The organism is Mycobacterium sp. (assembly GCF_965229265.1).
Lineage (GTDB): Bacteria > Actinomycetota > Actinomycetes > Mycobacteriales > Mycobacteriaceae > Mycobacterium.
The window spans coordinates 1-13,646 of record NZ_CBDDIY010000013.1 but is presented as its reverse complement, the minus strand read 5'-3'; the positions used below and the strand labels follow the sequence as shown (position 1 = coordinate 13,646).

The window sequence follows — 13,646 nt, the reverse complement described above, 5'->3', positions numbered from 1 at the left end:
CGGTCCGACAACCTACGGTGGCGCAGGCGCCTCCGGCGGCGGTGCCGGCGCGGGTGGGGGAGGTTCTGCGGCCGGCGGCGGGGGTTCCGGCGCTGGCGGGGGAGGAGGCGCCGGCGGCGGCCACATCGGCAGGGTGATCGGCGGCAGCCCGGGGATCTGGATGACGTTGACATCCGGCGGCGGCGCGTCCGGCGGCGGGGCCTCGGGGGGCGGCGGCGGCGCCTCCGGCGGCGGCGCGGGTGCAATGCCGTTGCTGGTGTTGACCGTGATGATCGAGCCCGGGATGGTCTTGCCCTTGGGGGTGGTGCCGACGACCGAGCCCCGCGAGGCGTAACTGTTGATCGGGGTGGGCAGGTCGGCGACCTGGAATCCGGCGTCCCGCAGGCGTTTGCGCGCGGCATCGAAGCTCAGGCCGGTGACACTGGGCACCTCACTGCCGGGTCCGCCGTCGACGTAGCGGGGGTCGGTGGGCGGCAGGGCGATCGGGCCGAAGTCTCCTGCGACCGGTTTCATCGCCAGAAACCAGGTTCGCGCCGGCTCGTTGCCGCCGTAGAGGTTGCCGTAGCCGCATTTGCGCAGCGGCCAGGAGCACAGCCCGCCCGGATTGGGGGAGTCGTCGAAGATGTAGTTCGCCGCGGCGTACTGGTTGGTGAAGCCGAGGAACCCCGATGACCGATGCGATTCGGTGGTGCCGGTCTTCCCCGACATCGGCAGGCTCCAGCCCACCGAACCGGCAGAGCTCGCCGCGGTGCCGCCGGTGGTGTCCTTGGCCAGCCCGTTGGCCAGCGTGTTGGCCAGCCCTTCGGGAACCACCTGCTCGCACGCCTGGGTCTCGACCGCGACTTCCCGGCCGGAGCGGTCGAAGATCTTGTCCACCGGACTTGGTGGGCACCACATGCCACCGGAGGCCAATGTGGCTGCCACATTGGACAATTCGAGTGCGTTCAGCTCGAACGGGCCCAGGGTGAACGAGCCGAGGTTCTGCCGCTTGACGAACTCGGCCAGGCTCTCGTTGTTATTCGGGTCGTAGGCACGCGCGGTGCCCGGCTCGGCATAGGACCGCAACCCCAGCCGCACCGCCATGTCCACCGCACGCGGCACGCCGACCTGTTGGATCAGCCGGGCGAACGCGGTATTGGGCGACTGGGCCAGCGCGTCGGTGACGCTCATCGGGCTGCGGTAGTTGCCGGCGTTCTTCACACACCAGGTCTCCTTGGGGCAACCCGGGCTGTTACTGCTGCCCAGGCCCTTGCCCTGAAACTGGGCCGGAACCTCGAGCGCAGCGTTGATGCCCATGCCCATTTCGAGGGCGGCGGCGGTGGTGAAGATCTTGAAAATCGAACCGGCTCCGTCGCCGGCCAGCGAGAACGGTTGCGGCTGAACGGTCTGGCCGGCGTCGAGCCGCAGTCCGTATCCGCGGTTGTCGCCCATCGCGATCACCTTGTGGGCGGTCTTGCCGGGCCGAATGACGGTCATGACGCTGGCGACGCCGCTCAGGGTCGGGCTGGCCACGGTGTCGATGGCCTTCTTGACGCTGTTCTGCACCTTGGGATCCAAGGTGGTGCGGATCAGGTAGCCGTTGCGTGCGACGTCGTCCTTGGACAACCCGGCGCGGGCCAGGTACTGCAGCACGTAGTCGCAGAAGAACCCGCGATCGCCGGCCGCGATGCAGCCCTGGGGCAGCGTACTGGGCTGGGGCAGGACGCCCAGCGGTTGCTCGCGGGCGGCCCGCAGCTCGTCGGCCTTGTCCGGCAGATTCTCGATCATCGTGTCCAGCACGACGTTGCGGCGCTCCAGCGCGGCCTCGGGGTTGGTATAGGGATTCAGCGCGCTGGTGGACTGCACCATCCCGGCCAGCAACGCCGCCTGCTGCCAGTTGAGGTCGGCGGCGTTGATACCGAAGTACGTCTTGGCCGCGTCCTGGACGCCATAGGCGCCGTTGCCGAACGACACCAGGTTCAGGTAGCGGGTGAGGATCTCCGGCTTGGACAGCACCTTGTCCAGTGCCAGCGCCATCCGGATCTCACGCAGCTTGCGGGCGGGGGTGGTCTCCACCGCCGCCCGTCGTTCGGCGTCGGTCTGGGCGTTGACCAACAGGTTGTAGTTCTTGACGTACTGCTGTTCGATCGTCGACCCCCCGCGGGTGTCGAGGTCACCCTTGAGGTAGCCGAGCAGGCCGGTCAGGGTGCCCTGGACGTCGACGCCGTTGTGGTCGGCGAAGCGTTTGTCCTCGATGGAGACGATCGCCAATTTCATGGTGTCGGCGATCCGGTCGCTGGTCACCGGCCACCGGCGTTGGGTGTAGATCCAGGCGATCGGATTGCCGGCCGCGTCCACCATGGTCGAGACGGTGGGCACCTGGCCCTCCATCAACTGCGCCGAGTCCTGCGTCGCCACGTCGGAGGCGTGGTTGACCACGATGCCGGCGCCACCGGCGAGCGGAAACAACATGGCAGCCACCAGAACACCAGCCAGCACGCAGTACAACGCGAGCTTGGCAACCGTGGCACCGCTCGCCCGGTGACGCTCCGACATGCCGCCAGACTAGGGCCACGCGATGAGCATTCCGTCCGATATGCGCAGCCGGTATGAAACTGACGACCTACGTTGTCGAAACAGGGACCAAGGTCGTCGCGGCGCCCGGCGGCCCACCGGTCCCGTAGATGCTGGCGGTCCAGATATGGGCGAGTGCCCCCAGCGCGGCCCCTTCGGGCAGCGTTGGCTCCTGGGTGCCCTGCGAGGCGATGACGACGCGCTCGTTCATCAGGTTGAGCGCGGCGGCGAGATCGCGCGCCGGGATGGTGTCGGGTGCGACCCCCCGATCGCGTTCCTTGGTGATCAGGGCCGCGGTGTAGTCGATCCAGCCCGCCATGAACGTCGCCCACAGCCGACGAAGCTCGCCGTTGGTGGCGGCCGCGGCCAGCCCGGCGAGCACGACCGCGCGGTGCGGGCGCAGCGCGTCGAAGAAGGCGTAGATGCCGTCGTGCCAGGCACTGGCCGGGTTCTCGGCCAGTGCGTGCGTGTGCTGGTGCAGGCCGGGGTCGGCGGCTCGGATCGCCCGCTCGAACAGCCGCACCAGCACGGCGTCCTTCGACGCGAAATAGAAGTAGAAGGTAGGACGGGACAGGCCGGCGCCCTTGGCGAGATCGTCCACCGAGATCTCGGCGAACGGCCGCTGGGCGAGCATCTCTTCCAGTGTGGTCAGGATGGCCGCTTCCCGGTCGTCTCCGGAGGGACGGGTGGCGCGGCGCCCTCGGGTCCGGGGCGAGCTGACGGCTGACACGCAGGGAACTTTACACGGTGTCGAATTTATCAACACGGTGTTGACCTATTCGACACGGCGTTGATAACGTGGCCGCCATGACCGAACACGTCGATGTTGTGATCGTGGGCGCCGGCATCTCCGGCATCAGCGCCGCCTGGCACCTGCAGGATCGCTGCCCGTCCAAGAGTTTCGTGGTGCTCGAGCGGCGCGCCAACCTCGGCGGAACATGGGACCTGTTCCAGTACCCCGGCATCCGATCGGATTCGGACATGTTCACCCTCGGTTTCCGGTTCAAGCCCTGGACCTCGCAGAAGTCCATCGCCGACGGCCCGTCGATCATGAACTACCTCAACGACACGGTGCGCGAATCCGGCATCGACAAGCACATCCGGTACGGCCAGCGGGTGGTCAGCGCCGAGTGGTCCACCGCCGCCAACCAGTGGACGGTCCGGGTCGAATCCGGCGGCGAACACAAGGACATCACCTGCTCGTTCCTGTTCGCCTGCAGTGGCTACTACAACTACGACGAGGGCTACTCACCGGAATTCCCCGGTGCCGACGACTTCGGCGGCACGATCGTGCATCCCCAGCACTGGCCGCAAGACCTCGACTACACCGGCAAGCGTGTGGTGGTCATCGGCAGTGGCGCCACCGCGGTGACACTCATTCCCGCGCTGGCCAATTCCGGTGCCGGGCACGTCACTATGCTGCAGCGGTCGCCGACCTATATCGGCGCGCTGCCCGACGTCGATCGCTTCGCCGTGCGAATGAACAAGCTGCTTCCGGCCAAACCCGCCTACGTCATCAACCGCTGGAAGAGCATTCTGTTCCAGTCCGTCCAATACCGTCTGGCGCGCCGGTTCCCGAACTTCATGCGCAAGCAACTGCTGACGATGGCCCAGCGCCGACTACCCGAAGGCTATGACGTCGGAAAGCATTTCGGCCCGCACTACCGGGTGTGGGACGAGCGCCTGTGCCTGGCGCCGAACGGGGACCTGTTCCGCACGATCCGCAAGGGTCAAGCCGAGGTGGTCACCGACACCATCGACCATTTCACCGAGACCGGCATCATGCTCAGCTCGGGCCGCGAACTCGACGCTGACATCATCGTCACCGCAACGGGTTTGAACCTGCAGCTGTTCGGCGGCGCGGAGATTCGCCAGGACGGTGAACCGCTGGACCTGACAACCACGATGGCGTACAAGGGCATGATGCTGTCCGGCGTGCCCAACATGGCGTTCACCATCGGCTACACCAACGCGTCCTGGACCCTGAAGGCCGACCTGGTTTCCGAATTCGTCTGCCGCGTAATGAACTACATGGATGCCCACGGATACGACCGGGTCGAACCCGCCCAGCCGGATCCTGACGTCGAGCCCCGTCAACTGCTGGACTTCACACCCGGCTACGTCCTGCGTGCACTGGACCGGCTGCCCAAGGCCGGCTCGCGGGCGCCGTGGCGGCTCAAGCAGAACTACCTGCTGGACCTGCGGCTGATTCGGCACGGCAAGGTCGACGACGACGCGTTGATCTTCGCCAAGAGCCGTGCACCGGTTGGGGTTTAGCCAGCGGAGGTGACGACGATCCCGTCGTCGTCGCTGTAGACCAGCTCACCGGGAACGAAGCTGACACCGCCGAAGCTGACCACCACGTCCGCCTCACCGGCGCCGGTCTTGGTGCTCTTGCGGGGGTTGGTGCCCAACGCCTTGATGCCGATGTCGAGGGTGCGCAGCGTCGCGGCATCGCGGACCGCACCGTGCACGACGAGCCCCGCCCACCCGTTGGACCGGGCGAGTTCGGCGATGACGTCACCCACCAGGGCGCTGTGCAGCGAGGCGTCCCCGTCGATGACCAATACCCTGCCGTCACCGGGCTCGGACAGCACCGACTTCAGCAGCGCGTTGTCCTGAAAACAGCGAACCGTGCTGATCGGTCCGGCGAACTCGGTGCGGGCGCCGAACTGGCGGAACTGGACGTCACAACTGCGGACCTCGGGCCCGATGTCGTCGACCAGGTCGGCGGTCGCGCGGAACGGCACGGTCATGCGTCGTCGTGCCGATGCCGCAGCCGGCGCACCAGCAGCGCGATGAACACCGTCACCGCGAAGGCGACCGCGAACTGCAGGGGTGAGCGCCCGGATTGCTCGGCTGGACCGACCGGTCCGGACACCGGGTTGGCGGCCTGCTCGACCGAGGACTTGGCGTTGGCCGCCGCCTCGCGGGCGCCTTCGGCGACCGGGGAGCCGTTGCCGGCGACCAGCGCGGCGTGCGGGGCGGGCGGTTCCAGGGCCGGCGGAGCCACGGGCGGTTCCAGGGCCGGGGGAGTCACGGGCGGTTCCAGAGCCGGTGGCGGCGCCTTGCGCGGTGCCGCCTTCTTCGCCGGTGCCTTCTTGGCGGCCTCGGCAGATTTGACGGGGGCCCTCTTGACGGGGGCCTTCTTGGCCGGCGTCTTCTTGGCCGGCTGCTTCTTTGCAGCGGCCTTCTCCGGTGGCGGCCCGGGCGGAGTGGCGGCCTGGCCCTCGTCGGGCCGGTCCTGCGCTTCTGCCATCTGGCTGCTCCTTTGCAGTGTCTCGTCGCGAAAGCCGGCGGTCGATCCCATCATGCCAGGCCAGGATGGGCGGCCCACGCTGCGCTAACCGGCAAGGGACAGCGCCGCCGCCAGCGTCAATGCGATCACCATCACGACCAGCTCGCGCCGGGCGTAGCCCACCGCCCGCTCGGCGCTGATCCGGTGGGCTCGGGCCGCGGGTAGCCACCGGGTGCGGTTGAGCCATCCCAGCGCGACGAGCCCGGCGGCCACCACCACCTTGGCCAGCAGCACCCGCCCGTAGCCCGTGGTCAGCAACTGCGCCGGGCCCGGCACCGTCACCAATGCCCCTGCCGTCCCCGCGACCAGCAGTGTCACCGCACATCCCAGCGCCAGCTGGGAGAACCGAGGCAGGATCCGGGCCCACTGGGCGCGGTGATCCACGGTGACGGTGATGGCCGACAGCACACCGCACCACAGCGCGGCCGCAAGAATGTGGACCACAATGGCGACGGCTCCGATCGCGCTGGCACCGACATGGCCCGAGACCGCGCGGGCACTCAGACCGACGGCCACCGCCCCGGTCACCGCGATGCGGCCCGCCCTTCCCGGCCGGAACACCGCTATCGCACCGGCCAGCACCGCGGCCAGCAGGCTCAACAGCGTGGCGCGACCCCCGGCGGTCCCGACGAACTCCACCACGGTGTGCAGTCGCAGCCGGGTCAGACCGACGTCTGCCGACTGAGCGGCCGACACACTCAACCGCATCGTCTCGGCGATCAGCCACACCACCGCCGCGACGCCGAGCGGCCCGCTGGCGGACCGGATCAGCCCGCCGCGGGCGCTGCCCGCCCGCCGGCCAACGCCCACGCCAATGCCCAGGCCAGCGTGCCGGCCAGCAGGACAACCGCGAGCAGTCGGCGGCGGGCCAGGGTCACGTCCGGCGTCGCAGCGCCCAGGCCGCCCCGATCGCGATCACCACGGCGGCGGCGACCACGAACGGCCAGACCGGCAGACCGCTGTCGGGCGTCCGGGCCGATGCGGACGGGCCCGGAGTGCCGGTTCCCGCCGTGGTGAGGGTGAACGCCCAGGAGCCGGACACGACGTGCCCGTCGGCCGAGGTCACCCGGTAATTCACCGTGTAGGTGCCGGCCGGGCCCAGCGGGCGCAGCGCGACACTGACCACGGCGCCTTGGACCCGCGGGTCGCCCTGCGACCACAGGTTACCGTCGGGGCCGACGACGGTCATCGCCGCGAAGCTGGACTGCAACTGTTCATTGAAGGTGGCGCTGACCTGGTCCGGCCCGGTCGTCAGCGACGTGTCCGGCGCCGGATCGGCGGCCACCCGCACGGCATGGGCCCAGGCCACCGCCGTGCCGCCGATCGCCATGGCGACGATCAGCAGCGCGGTGGCCAGGGCACGCCGCAGCGTCGTCATGTCCGGCGCCGGGCCAGCGCAACTCCGACACCGATCGCGGCCACCAACAGTGCCCCGCCGGCCAGCGCCCGCGCGGTGTTGTCCGGGTTGGACTTCGCCTCGGCCGGAGCGGTGACTTCTGGTGCTGCGCTCACCGAGGGAGCCGCGGGAGCCGCGGGGGCCGGGCTGGCCGGGGCCGGGGCGTGCGCATGCTCTTCGGGCCTGTGCGGCTCAGACGCCACCGCCAGCGGCAGTACCGGCGCAGGGAACTCGGGTTCGTCGCCGTTGGGCAGCGGCGGCTGGTCCCAGTTCACCGTGGTGCCGTCGGCGTAGGTCTGAACGACAGGGAACGTCACCGACGCGGCGTCGGGCAACTGGATCGAGATGGGGAACAACTCGAACTGGGCCGCGCCGATGCCGGCATTGGGCGCCGCGGTGAAGGTGACGGACCGGTAGGCGCCGCTGGACCCGTCGCGGTCCAAGGTGGCCGTCCACCCCGGCATCACATCGGTGCTCGCTGAGGCGACGTTCGGCAGGGTGATCGTGACTTTCGTTGTGGGAGAGCCCTTCTCGGATTCGTTCGGAACCTGGAAGGTCACCAGGGCGTCGTCGCCGCGGACCGGGTGATCGGCGTCGACGTGGATGTGTGCGCTTGCCGTGGCCGCGCATATCCACGATCCGAGGGCGAGGGTGGCGGTGAGCGCGGCCGTTCGCGATGCACGCGTCACCCACCGATGGTTGGTCATCATTCGAATGTGCTTTCTGGGGTCGAAGTGTCGAGGGGTTCGGGGTCAGCGCAGGCCCGCCGGTGGTCCCCGGTGCGATATCGACACTGCGATCAGAAGTCTGGACTGCAGGGGGTGATCGGCGCGCGCGGGGGCCAGCGACACCGCGGCGACGGGGCCCGCACTCGGCTGCCCGGCGCAGACCTGTAACACCGTGCACAGTGCCCGGCACAGCCGTTCGGCGCCGACGATAAGGAGTCCACCTGCGACCACGGCCAGTAGATGGGCGCTCAGCATCACCACGCCGGGCGAGCCGGTGTGACACGGCTCGGCCAGCGCCAGGGTCAGGTGGCCGATCAGCTGGCCCGCCGCGAGCAGACCGACCAACACCGGCAGCCCGGCGACCCGCTCGGTGCTGCCCGCCAGGATGCCGAGTCCGGCCGAAAACACCACCAGCAGCGCGGCGGCCCCGGCGGTGACCGGACCGTCGGCGCAGGCATGGGCTGCCAGCGTCAGGGCGGCGGTGAGCGCTCCGGTCGCCAGCCCGCGCAGCACGGCGGGGTCGGACGGCCGGCGGGTCATCGCTGGGTCAGATCACACCGAGGCGGGCCATCAAGTCGGCGTCGATGCCGTCGAGCTGCTCGGTGATTGCGGCGTGCGCATCGCGGCGCCGCGGGCCGGGCATGTTCTCCGCGGCGGTGACGGCTGCCGACAGGGCGCCGAGGCGCTCGGTGATCGCGGCGACGAACTGCTTGGTCTCGGCGTCCTTGGGCTTCTTCTCGGCCACCAGCCGCAACGAACTCTCCGCCCCGGCGATCCGGGCCGAGAGCTGGCCGCCGTGGCCGGAGAACTGGCCGAGCTGGCTCAGCGGCACGCCGAGGCGATCGGCGCGGCGCTCGTCGATGACGCCCCTGGCGGCGATCGCCGCGCGGTAGGCGACCGGCACCACGATCGGGGCCAGCAGCCGCGACACGGTCAGCACACGCCGCACCCTGGTGGGGGAGAGGAGTTTGCCCTCCCGGGCCGCCTTCAGTTGCGCCTCGGCGACTTTCACCGCGGCCCGATCGGCGTCACGGGCGGCCTTCAGCGAAGCGTTGATCGCCTTGTTCTCGGCGCGCTCGACGGCCTTGATACGGCGGGCTTCGTTCCTGGCCGCGAGCCTGGCCTCGAGCTTGGCGCGGGCCTTGATCGCGCGGGCCTCCGCGCGACGTGTCGCACGGCTTTTACGCTTGGTGAACAGGCCCATTCCTGATGCCTCCCGGGTAGGTCGTCGACGATCGGCGAGGCGCACTCGCGACCGGGTCTGCTAACCCTATCGCCCGGCTCAACCAGGGCGATCACGACCTGCGGATATGCCACAATGATGCGACATCGTCCGACCCGGCACCAGCGTGCGCCGCCAACCCGAGGAACGTCGTGAACCGTTCGCCGATGAGGGCCGCAGCGATTAGCTGGGTGATCGCGTGCGGTTTGCTCTGCGGCGGGACGGGGGTGCTCGGCACGGCGCCGGCCGGCGCTGACCCCGCGACGGTGGGCAGCAGTCCCGGCGGCGCCGGGTCCGATCACCACGACACCTCTGGCGCGGGTCGGCCCGGCGCCGCCACCGCCCCGGGCGTCGGGCGGCCGCAGATTCGCTCGTCGACCAGCCCGCGCCGGCCGGGTACGGCCGCGATGACCCCGTCCGCCGCCGCCGACGCCGTCGATAACCCCGGTGAGGTGGGGCTGCCCAATTGGCCGTGGCCGCCCTGGCCCTGGCCGCCCTGCCAGCAGCCGCCCGGAAACGGTGGCCCGCAGGACGGCGTCGGCTTGCCGCGCGCCCCGGATCTGGCGATTGTCGCGCCCCCGAAGTCGGCCGGCGGCGGGAGCAGCGGCGGGGGCATCGGCATTCTCCCGCGGACGATCCCGCCGCCGGGCGAGCCCGGCGAGCCGGATGAGCCGGGTGTCGTCAGCGCCGACCGCGGCACGGTCGACCCTTCAGGTATGGAGCCTGCCCCGATCACCATGCCGCCGTTGATCGAGCTGCCGCCGCTACGTCCGGCCCCCACTGCCGGCGGTTCGGGTCCGGCAGCAGAGCCGGGGCCACGCGGGGGCCCGGCCCGCGAGCCGTCCGCGACCCGCGAACGTCCGCCGGCGACCTCGTCGGGAGCCGGTACAGAAGCCCCCGCGTCGTCTAGGGTGGGCTATCCGAAGTACCTCAGGGAAGCCAAGATCGGTGAGGTCGCGGCCCTGGCCCTGCCGGGTTTTGCCGGCCTCCTCGCCCTCACGGCGCTCGGAGGCTTCTTCGGGTATCGCCAAGCGAAGGCCGGCCACGTCGTGCGGACCATGGGGACCACTCGGTTCCTGCAGTGACACCGAGGGCGCGGCGCCCAGTAGCTGACCGGGAAGGGGAAGAGATGTCGGCCAGTCGCCGGGTCACCAAAGCGGTGAACGACGTCCTGGACCTGGCACCCCGGCACGGCGAAGTCTCCCTCACCCGGCTGGTCACCGCTGTCAGTGAAGACCGGTCCCGGCCCATCGAGATCACCATGGCCGACCTGCCGGCCGGGGTGTGCGGTCAGTGGCGGCAGTACGAGGACCACGACGTCTTTCTCATCCAGCACGGCCTGCCCACCTGGGACCGCACGCTCGCTCATGAGCTGGGACACCTGGTTCTCGGTCACTTCGGCATACCGGTGACCGAGGCCGCCCGCGACGTCGCGGAGCTGGCCAGCGACGACCTCATCGGCTACATGCTCAACCAGCGCACCGGATGCATGGGGCCCAGCGGCGAGGATGCCGAGCAGGAGGCCGAGGACTTCGCGGCGCTACTGCTCTATCGGCTCGGCCGGTCGCCGTCCGACCGGTCATCGATCGTGCAGGTCCGCCTCGGAGAGGCATTTGGTTGATCGTCTGGGTGATCGCCGGACTGCTGGGGATGGCCACCGGCCTGCGTATCGGGTGGGCGTTGGTGAACAAGCAGTCGGTGGTCAGCTCGGCGATGATCGTCGCACTCGGCAGCCTGGCCGTGGTTGCTGCGTTGAATTGGCCGCCACTGACTCTGCTGCTGGACACGTCGGTGGGCTGGTCCAACATCTCGATCGGGCTGAGCCAGGTGGCGCTGATCGGCTGCGCCGCGGGCAGTTGCGTGATGATCACCAGCGTGGCCTCGAGCCGCAGTCCCGCCGCAGTCCACCGGATCGCGGCCGCGCAGTACGCCGTGGCCACGGTGATCGCCGTGATCACGTTGGTGTTGTTCTTCTCGGCTGGTCAGCAGCCGGAGATGTCGCCCGAGGAGTACCTGAAGCGCAACCTCGAGTCCGGCAACACCTCGCTGCCCTGGCTGCTGCCGCTGCTCTACCTGCTGCTCGCGTTCACCCTGGTGCTGTGGGCCGGAATGCGGCACTCCAACCGGACCCGCCGGGGCCGGGCGCTGTTCGTCTTCACCCTCGGCATCGCGCTGATCGTGGCGGCCAGCGCCTTCTTCCTGATCCGGGCCGTCGGTACATCGCGGCTGGTCGGCGTCGGTACGGCGGCGACACTGCTGGGCGCGGCGATGGCGATCGTGGCGGCCGGTTCGCTGTTGCCCGCGATCGAGGACTGGTTCGGCGGGCGGCGCGAGTTGCGGTTGATCGATCCGCTGCTGACCGAGCTGGAACGCCGTCAGCCGGATGTCGGTATCGGCGAGCGTCCGCGCGGGCCCCTGGTGTTCCGCGTCGCCGAGCGGCTGTCGTTGATCTCTGACGCCCTGTATCTGGAAGCCACCGTCGCCCAGCAGCGACAGCAGCGAGCGGGGACGGCCGACGGCGCGGCAATCGAGGTACTGACCGATGTCGAGCGCGCGACGATCAGCCCCGTCGAACAGGCGACCGCGATTGCCAAGTGGATCTACGCCGGCCGGCGAACCCCGCGGGTTGCGGGGCCGGCCGGGCAGGGGCAGTTCCCGGGAATGGACTGGCTCAGGCAGCCCGAAAACTGCTCCGACCGGGAATGGATCCTCGAGATAGCACGCCAGTACCGGGGCGCTCGAGCAGGTGAAACCCACTACCGCGGCCCGCTGAAACGAACCCGACGTTGCCGAAGCTGCCGCTACAGCAGCGACAGGCTAATCGTCGAGGTGTTCCTGGCGGCGGAGCTCATCGACCTTGGACACGATGTCCTGCTGAGCCTCCGGGGACAGCCCTACCGTGCGCGCGGCAATGCGTCGTACGCCCTCGTCGCGCATATTGGCCAACCAGGTGAGTTCCTTGTCGAGCTTCTCGTAGTACTCATCGTCGGTGAAGTACGCCGGTTTGATCCGGAAGAAGTTGGCAAGCGCCGTCATGGTGGTCGCCGACGGATTCGTCCGGTTGCCTGAGCGCAGCTGCGACAGGTACGGAGCCGACATCGTGACCCCCTCAGCCTTGAGGGCGGCAATCACTTCGGCGGAGGTATGCGGGCCGCGGCCGGGTGGATACACCGTGTCGAACAGGCGATTCAGTCGCGCCGAGAACGTCGTGCTCATCTTTTTGACCTCCACATGCGAGAAGAGCTGTCGTTTCCGTTGGCTTATTTGCTGATCATCGTAGCGACACAAGCGCCGACAACCAAGTGCAAACTACCCAATAATTGACGCGCGCGGACATTTTTGGCAACTGGCAAACTTCTGGGTCCACCATTCGTGATGTCCGCGCGATACCAACAGCATACGGTGAGGCAAAGAAATGCAAGGTGCCGGGCACCCGGGCGCAGCATCTGGGCCAGGATGGGCCGCCCGCAACCCGGCGGATCGGCCGGGCAACCGCGCAGCCTCACAGCTATCCCACAAATTCACTTTGCTGTAAGCGTCGTCACCGTGGACTCTCGCCGCAATCGGCCGGCAGTCGGACGCTCCCGATCTGGCCGGGCACCACCCGGAGAACGGTGCTACGAGCCGGAGTTCGAATCTCCCGGGTGACGATGACTGCCGTCGGTGCCAGCGGCCACAGCCGAAGCCGACTCAGGGGATGCCGCGCAATGCTGTTGGCTCCCGGTCCCCGGTCGTGCGCTCTCGCCGCGAAGCGCGGTGGGACGCAGTCGCGGTGGCAGGGTCCACAGCGCCGCGCCGAAAGCAACGACGACGGCGACCGCGATGGCGCCCACAGCTAAGCCGGGCAGGGTCGGGAAGGACCCCTCGACCAGCATCGACACCCCCGAAAATCAGAAACAGCGCGGCGGCACCCAACTGGATCATCCGCTCCGGCAGGTGCTTGCCGGCGACCGCTCCGACCAGGATGGCCAGCGCGTCGGCGAGGACCATGCCGATGGTGGACCCTATCCACACCCCGACCCAATCGTTGTCGGCGGCGAGGGTGATCGTGGCGAGCATCGTCTTGTCACCCAGCTCGGCCAGCAGGAACGCCGACGTCACCGCAAAGAACGCCGGTGCGCTCGTGCGCTGCGCCCGGGTCGCCTCGTCGTCGGAGAGTCGGTCGCCGCGCAAGGTCCACAGGCCGAACCCGACGAAGGCCACGCCGGCCAGAATGCCGAGCAGATGGGTGGGCAGCGCAGCGCCCAGATAGTGGCCGACGGCCACCGAGATGAGATGGACCGCTGTGGTCGCGACGGTGATCCCGCCGAGCACCACCCACCAGCGGTAACGAAGGGCGAACGTCATCGCCATCAACTGCGACTTGTCGCCCAACTCGGCGACGAAAATAACGGCGAAACTGAGGAACAACGCTGCCAGCACCCAAGACTCCTCGGTCGGGTGGCTGCC

Annotated in this window: 13 protein-coding genes and 2 pseudogenes; 4 read left to right on the top strand and 11 right to left on the bottom strand. The window is 69.2% G+C overall.

Annotation, left to right across the window (positions count from 1 at the left end; translation table 11 throughout):
- Positions 1-12: 12 nt before the first annotated feature.
- Positions 13-2,535 carry a transglycosylase/D,D-transpeptidase PonA2 gene (gene ponA2, locus ADBZ9K_RS22155; protein WP_526624357.1) on the bottom strand — a complete coding sequence of 841 codons (2,523 nt, stop codon included), beginning with the start codon at positions 2,533-2,535 and terminating at the stop codon, positions 13-15.
- Positions 2,536-2,602: 67 nt separating this feature from the next.
- The gene (locus tag ADBZ9K_RS22150; protein WP_526624355.1) at positions 2,603-3,283 is read right to left on the bottom strand and encodes a TetR/AcrR family transcriptional regulator; all 681 of its coding nucleotides are present in this window, start codon (positions 3,281-3,283) and stop codon (positions 2,603-2,605) included.
- Between the two features lie 77 nt (positions 3,284-3,360).
- Between ADBZ9K_RS22150 and ADBZ9K_RS22145 the strand changes: the two genes are divergently transcribed.
- Positions 3,361-4,830 (top strand): flavin-containing monooxygenase, encoded by a 1,470-nt coding sequence (locus ADBZ9K_RS22145; protein WP_526624353.1) that lies wholly within the window; start codon positions 3,361-3,363, stop codon positions 4,828-4,830.
- Here ADBZ9K_RS22145 and rraA read toward each other — a convergent pair.
- The 7 genes from rraA to ADBZ9K_RS22110 form a co-directional block, all read right to left on the bottom strand.
- Entirely contained in the window at positions 4,827-5,309 is a 483-nt protein-coding gene (rraA, locus tag ADBZ9K_RS22140; RefSeq protein WP_526624351.1) for a ribonuclease E activity regulator RraA, read from the bottom strand. The two genes, ADBZ9K_RS22145 and rraA, sit on opposite strands and share 4 nt — an antisense overlap.
- Positions 5,306-5,812, bottom strand: a complete 507-nt coding sequence (locus ADBZ9K_RS22135) for a hypothetical protein (RefSeq protein ID WP_526624350.1) — start codon at positions 5,810-5,812, stop codon at positions 5,306-5,308. The genes rraA and ADBZ9K_RS22135 overlap by 4 nt, the downstream gene beginning before the upstream one ends.
- Before the next feature lie 84 nt (positions 5,813-5,896).
- On the bottom strand, positions 5,897-6,661 hold the full coding sequence (locus ADBZ9K_RS22130) for a CopD family protein (RefSeq protein ID WP_526624348.1): 765 nt from the start codon (positions 6,659-6,661) through the stop codon (positions 5,897-5,899).
- Between the two features lie 64 nt (positions 6,662-6,725).
- The gene (locus ADBZ9K_RS22125) at positions 6,726-7,229 is read right to left on the bottom strand and encodes a copper resistance CopC family protein (protein WP_526624346.1); all 504 of its coding nucleotides are present in this window, start codon (positions 7,227-7,229) and stop codon (positions 6,726-6,728) included.
- Complete coding sequence (locus tag ADBZ9K_RS22120; protein ID WP_526624344.1) at positions 7,226-7,957, bottom strand: YcnI family protein; 732 nt, start codon at positions 7,955-7,957, stop codon at positions 7,226-7,228. Before ADBZ9K_RS22120 ends, ADBZ9K_RS22125 begins: the two co-directional genes overlap by 4 nt.
- A 42-nt stretch (positions 7,958-7,999) precedes the next feature.
- On the bottom strand, positions 8,000-8,515 hold the full coding sequence (locus ADBZ9K_RS22115; RefSeq protein WP_526624342.1) for a hypothetical protein: 516 nt from the start codon (positions 8,513-8,515) through the stop codon (positions 8,000-8,002).
- A gap of 7 nt (positions 8,516-8,522) precedes the next feature.
- Positions 8,523-9,179, bottom strand: coding sequence for a DUF6474 family protein (locus ADBZ9K_RS22110; protein ID WP_526624340.1), 657 nt, complete (start codon positions 9,177-9,179; stop codon positions 8,523-8,525).
- Between the two features lie 185 nt (positions 9,180-9,364).
- Between ADBZ9K_RS22110 and ADBZ9K_RS22105 the strand changes: the two genes are divergently transcribed.
- The 3 genes and pseudogenes from ADBZ9K_RS22105 to ADBZ9K_RS22095 all read left to right on the top strand — a co-directional run.
- A complete protein-coding gene (locus ADBZ9K_RS22105; protein WP_526624339.1) occupies positions 9,365-10,282 on the top strand; it encodes a hypothetical protein in 918 nt (305 codons plus the stop codon).
- A gap of 44 nt (positions 10,283-10,326) precedes the next feature.
- Entirely contained in the window at positions 10,327-10,818 is a 492-nt protein-coding gene (locus tag ADBZ9K_RS22100; protein ID WP_526624337.1) for an ImmA/IrrE family metallo-endopeptidase, read from the top strand.
- Positions 10,815-11,930 (top strand): annotated as a pseudogene (locus ADBZ9K_RS22095) (hypothetical protein); the annotation flags it as partial. The gene ADBZ9K_RS22100 and the pseudogene ADBZ9K_RS22095, both read left to right, overlap by 4 nt.
- Before the next feature lie 84 nt (positions 11,931-12,014).
- On the opposite strand, the gene ADBZ9K_RS22090 reads toward ADBZ9K_RS22095, so the two are convergent.
- Together ADBZ9K_RS22090 and ADBZ9K_RS22085 are read right to left on the bottom strand one after the other, a co-directional pair.
- Positions 12,015-12,413 carry a transcriptional regulator gene (locus ADBZ9K_RS22090; protein WP_526624335.1) on the bottom strand — a complete coding sequence of 133 codons (399 nt, stop codon included), beginning with the start codon at positions 12,411-12,413 and terminating at the stop codon, positions 12,015-12,017.
- Between the two features lie 401 nt (positions 12,414-12,814).
- Positions 12,815-13,619: pseudogene (locus ADBZ9K_RS22085) on the bottom strand (TMEM165/GDT1 family protein).
- Positions 13,620-13,646: the final 27 nt, after the last annotated feature.

Excerpts from the sequence above, each read along its gene's own strand:
- ADBZ9K_RS22110 (WP_526624340.1), bottom strand. The coding sequence starts at position 9,179 with ATGGGCCTGTTCACCAAGCGTAAAAGCCGTGCGACACGTCGCGCGGAG.
- ADBZ9K_RS22135 (WP_526624350.1), bottom strand. The coding sequence starts at position 5,812 with ATGGCAGAAGCGCAGGACCGGCCCGACGAGGGCCAGGCCGCCACTCCG.
- ADBZ9K_RS22100 (WP_526624337.1), top strand. The coding sequence starts at position 10,327 with ATGTCGGCCAGTCGCCGGGTCACCAAAGCGGTGAACGACGTCCTGGAC.
- ADBZ9K_RS22115 (WP_526624342.1), bottom strand. The coding sequence starts at position 8,515 with ATGACCCGCCGGCCGTCCGACCCCGCCGTGCTGCGCGGGCTGGCGACC.
- ponA2 (WP_526624357.1), bottom strand. The coding sequence starts at position 2,535 with ATGTCGGAGCGTCACCGGGCGAGCGGTGCCACGGTTGCCAAGCTCGCG.
- ADBZ9K_RS22090 (WP_526624335.1), bottom strand. The coding sequence starts at position 12,413 with ATGAGCACGACGTTCTCGGCGCGACTGAATCGCCTGTTCGACACGGTG.
- ADBZ9K_RS22145 (WP_526624353.1), top strand. The coding sequence starts at position 3,361 with ATGACCGAACACGTCGATGTTGTGATCGTGGGCGCCGGCATCTCCGGC.
- ADBZ9K_RS22125 (WP_526624346.1), bottom strand. The coding sequence starts at position 7,229 with ATGACGACGCTGCGGCGTGCCCTGGCCACCGCGCTGCTGATCGTCGCC.
- ADBZ9K_RS22105 (WP_526624339.1), top strand. The coding sequence starts at position 9,365 with ATGAGGGCCGCAGCGATTAGCTGGGTGATCGCGTGCGGTTTGCTCTGC.
- rraA (WP_526624351.1), bottom strand. The coding sequence starts at position 5,309 with ATGACCGTGCCGTTCCGCGCGACCGCCGACCTGGTCGACGACATCGGG.
- ADBZ9K_RS22120 (WP_526624344.1), bottom strand. The coding sequence starts at position 7,957 with ATGATGACCAACCATCGGTGGGTGACGCGTGCATCGCGAACGGCCGCG.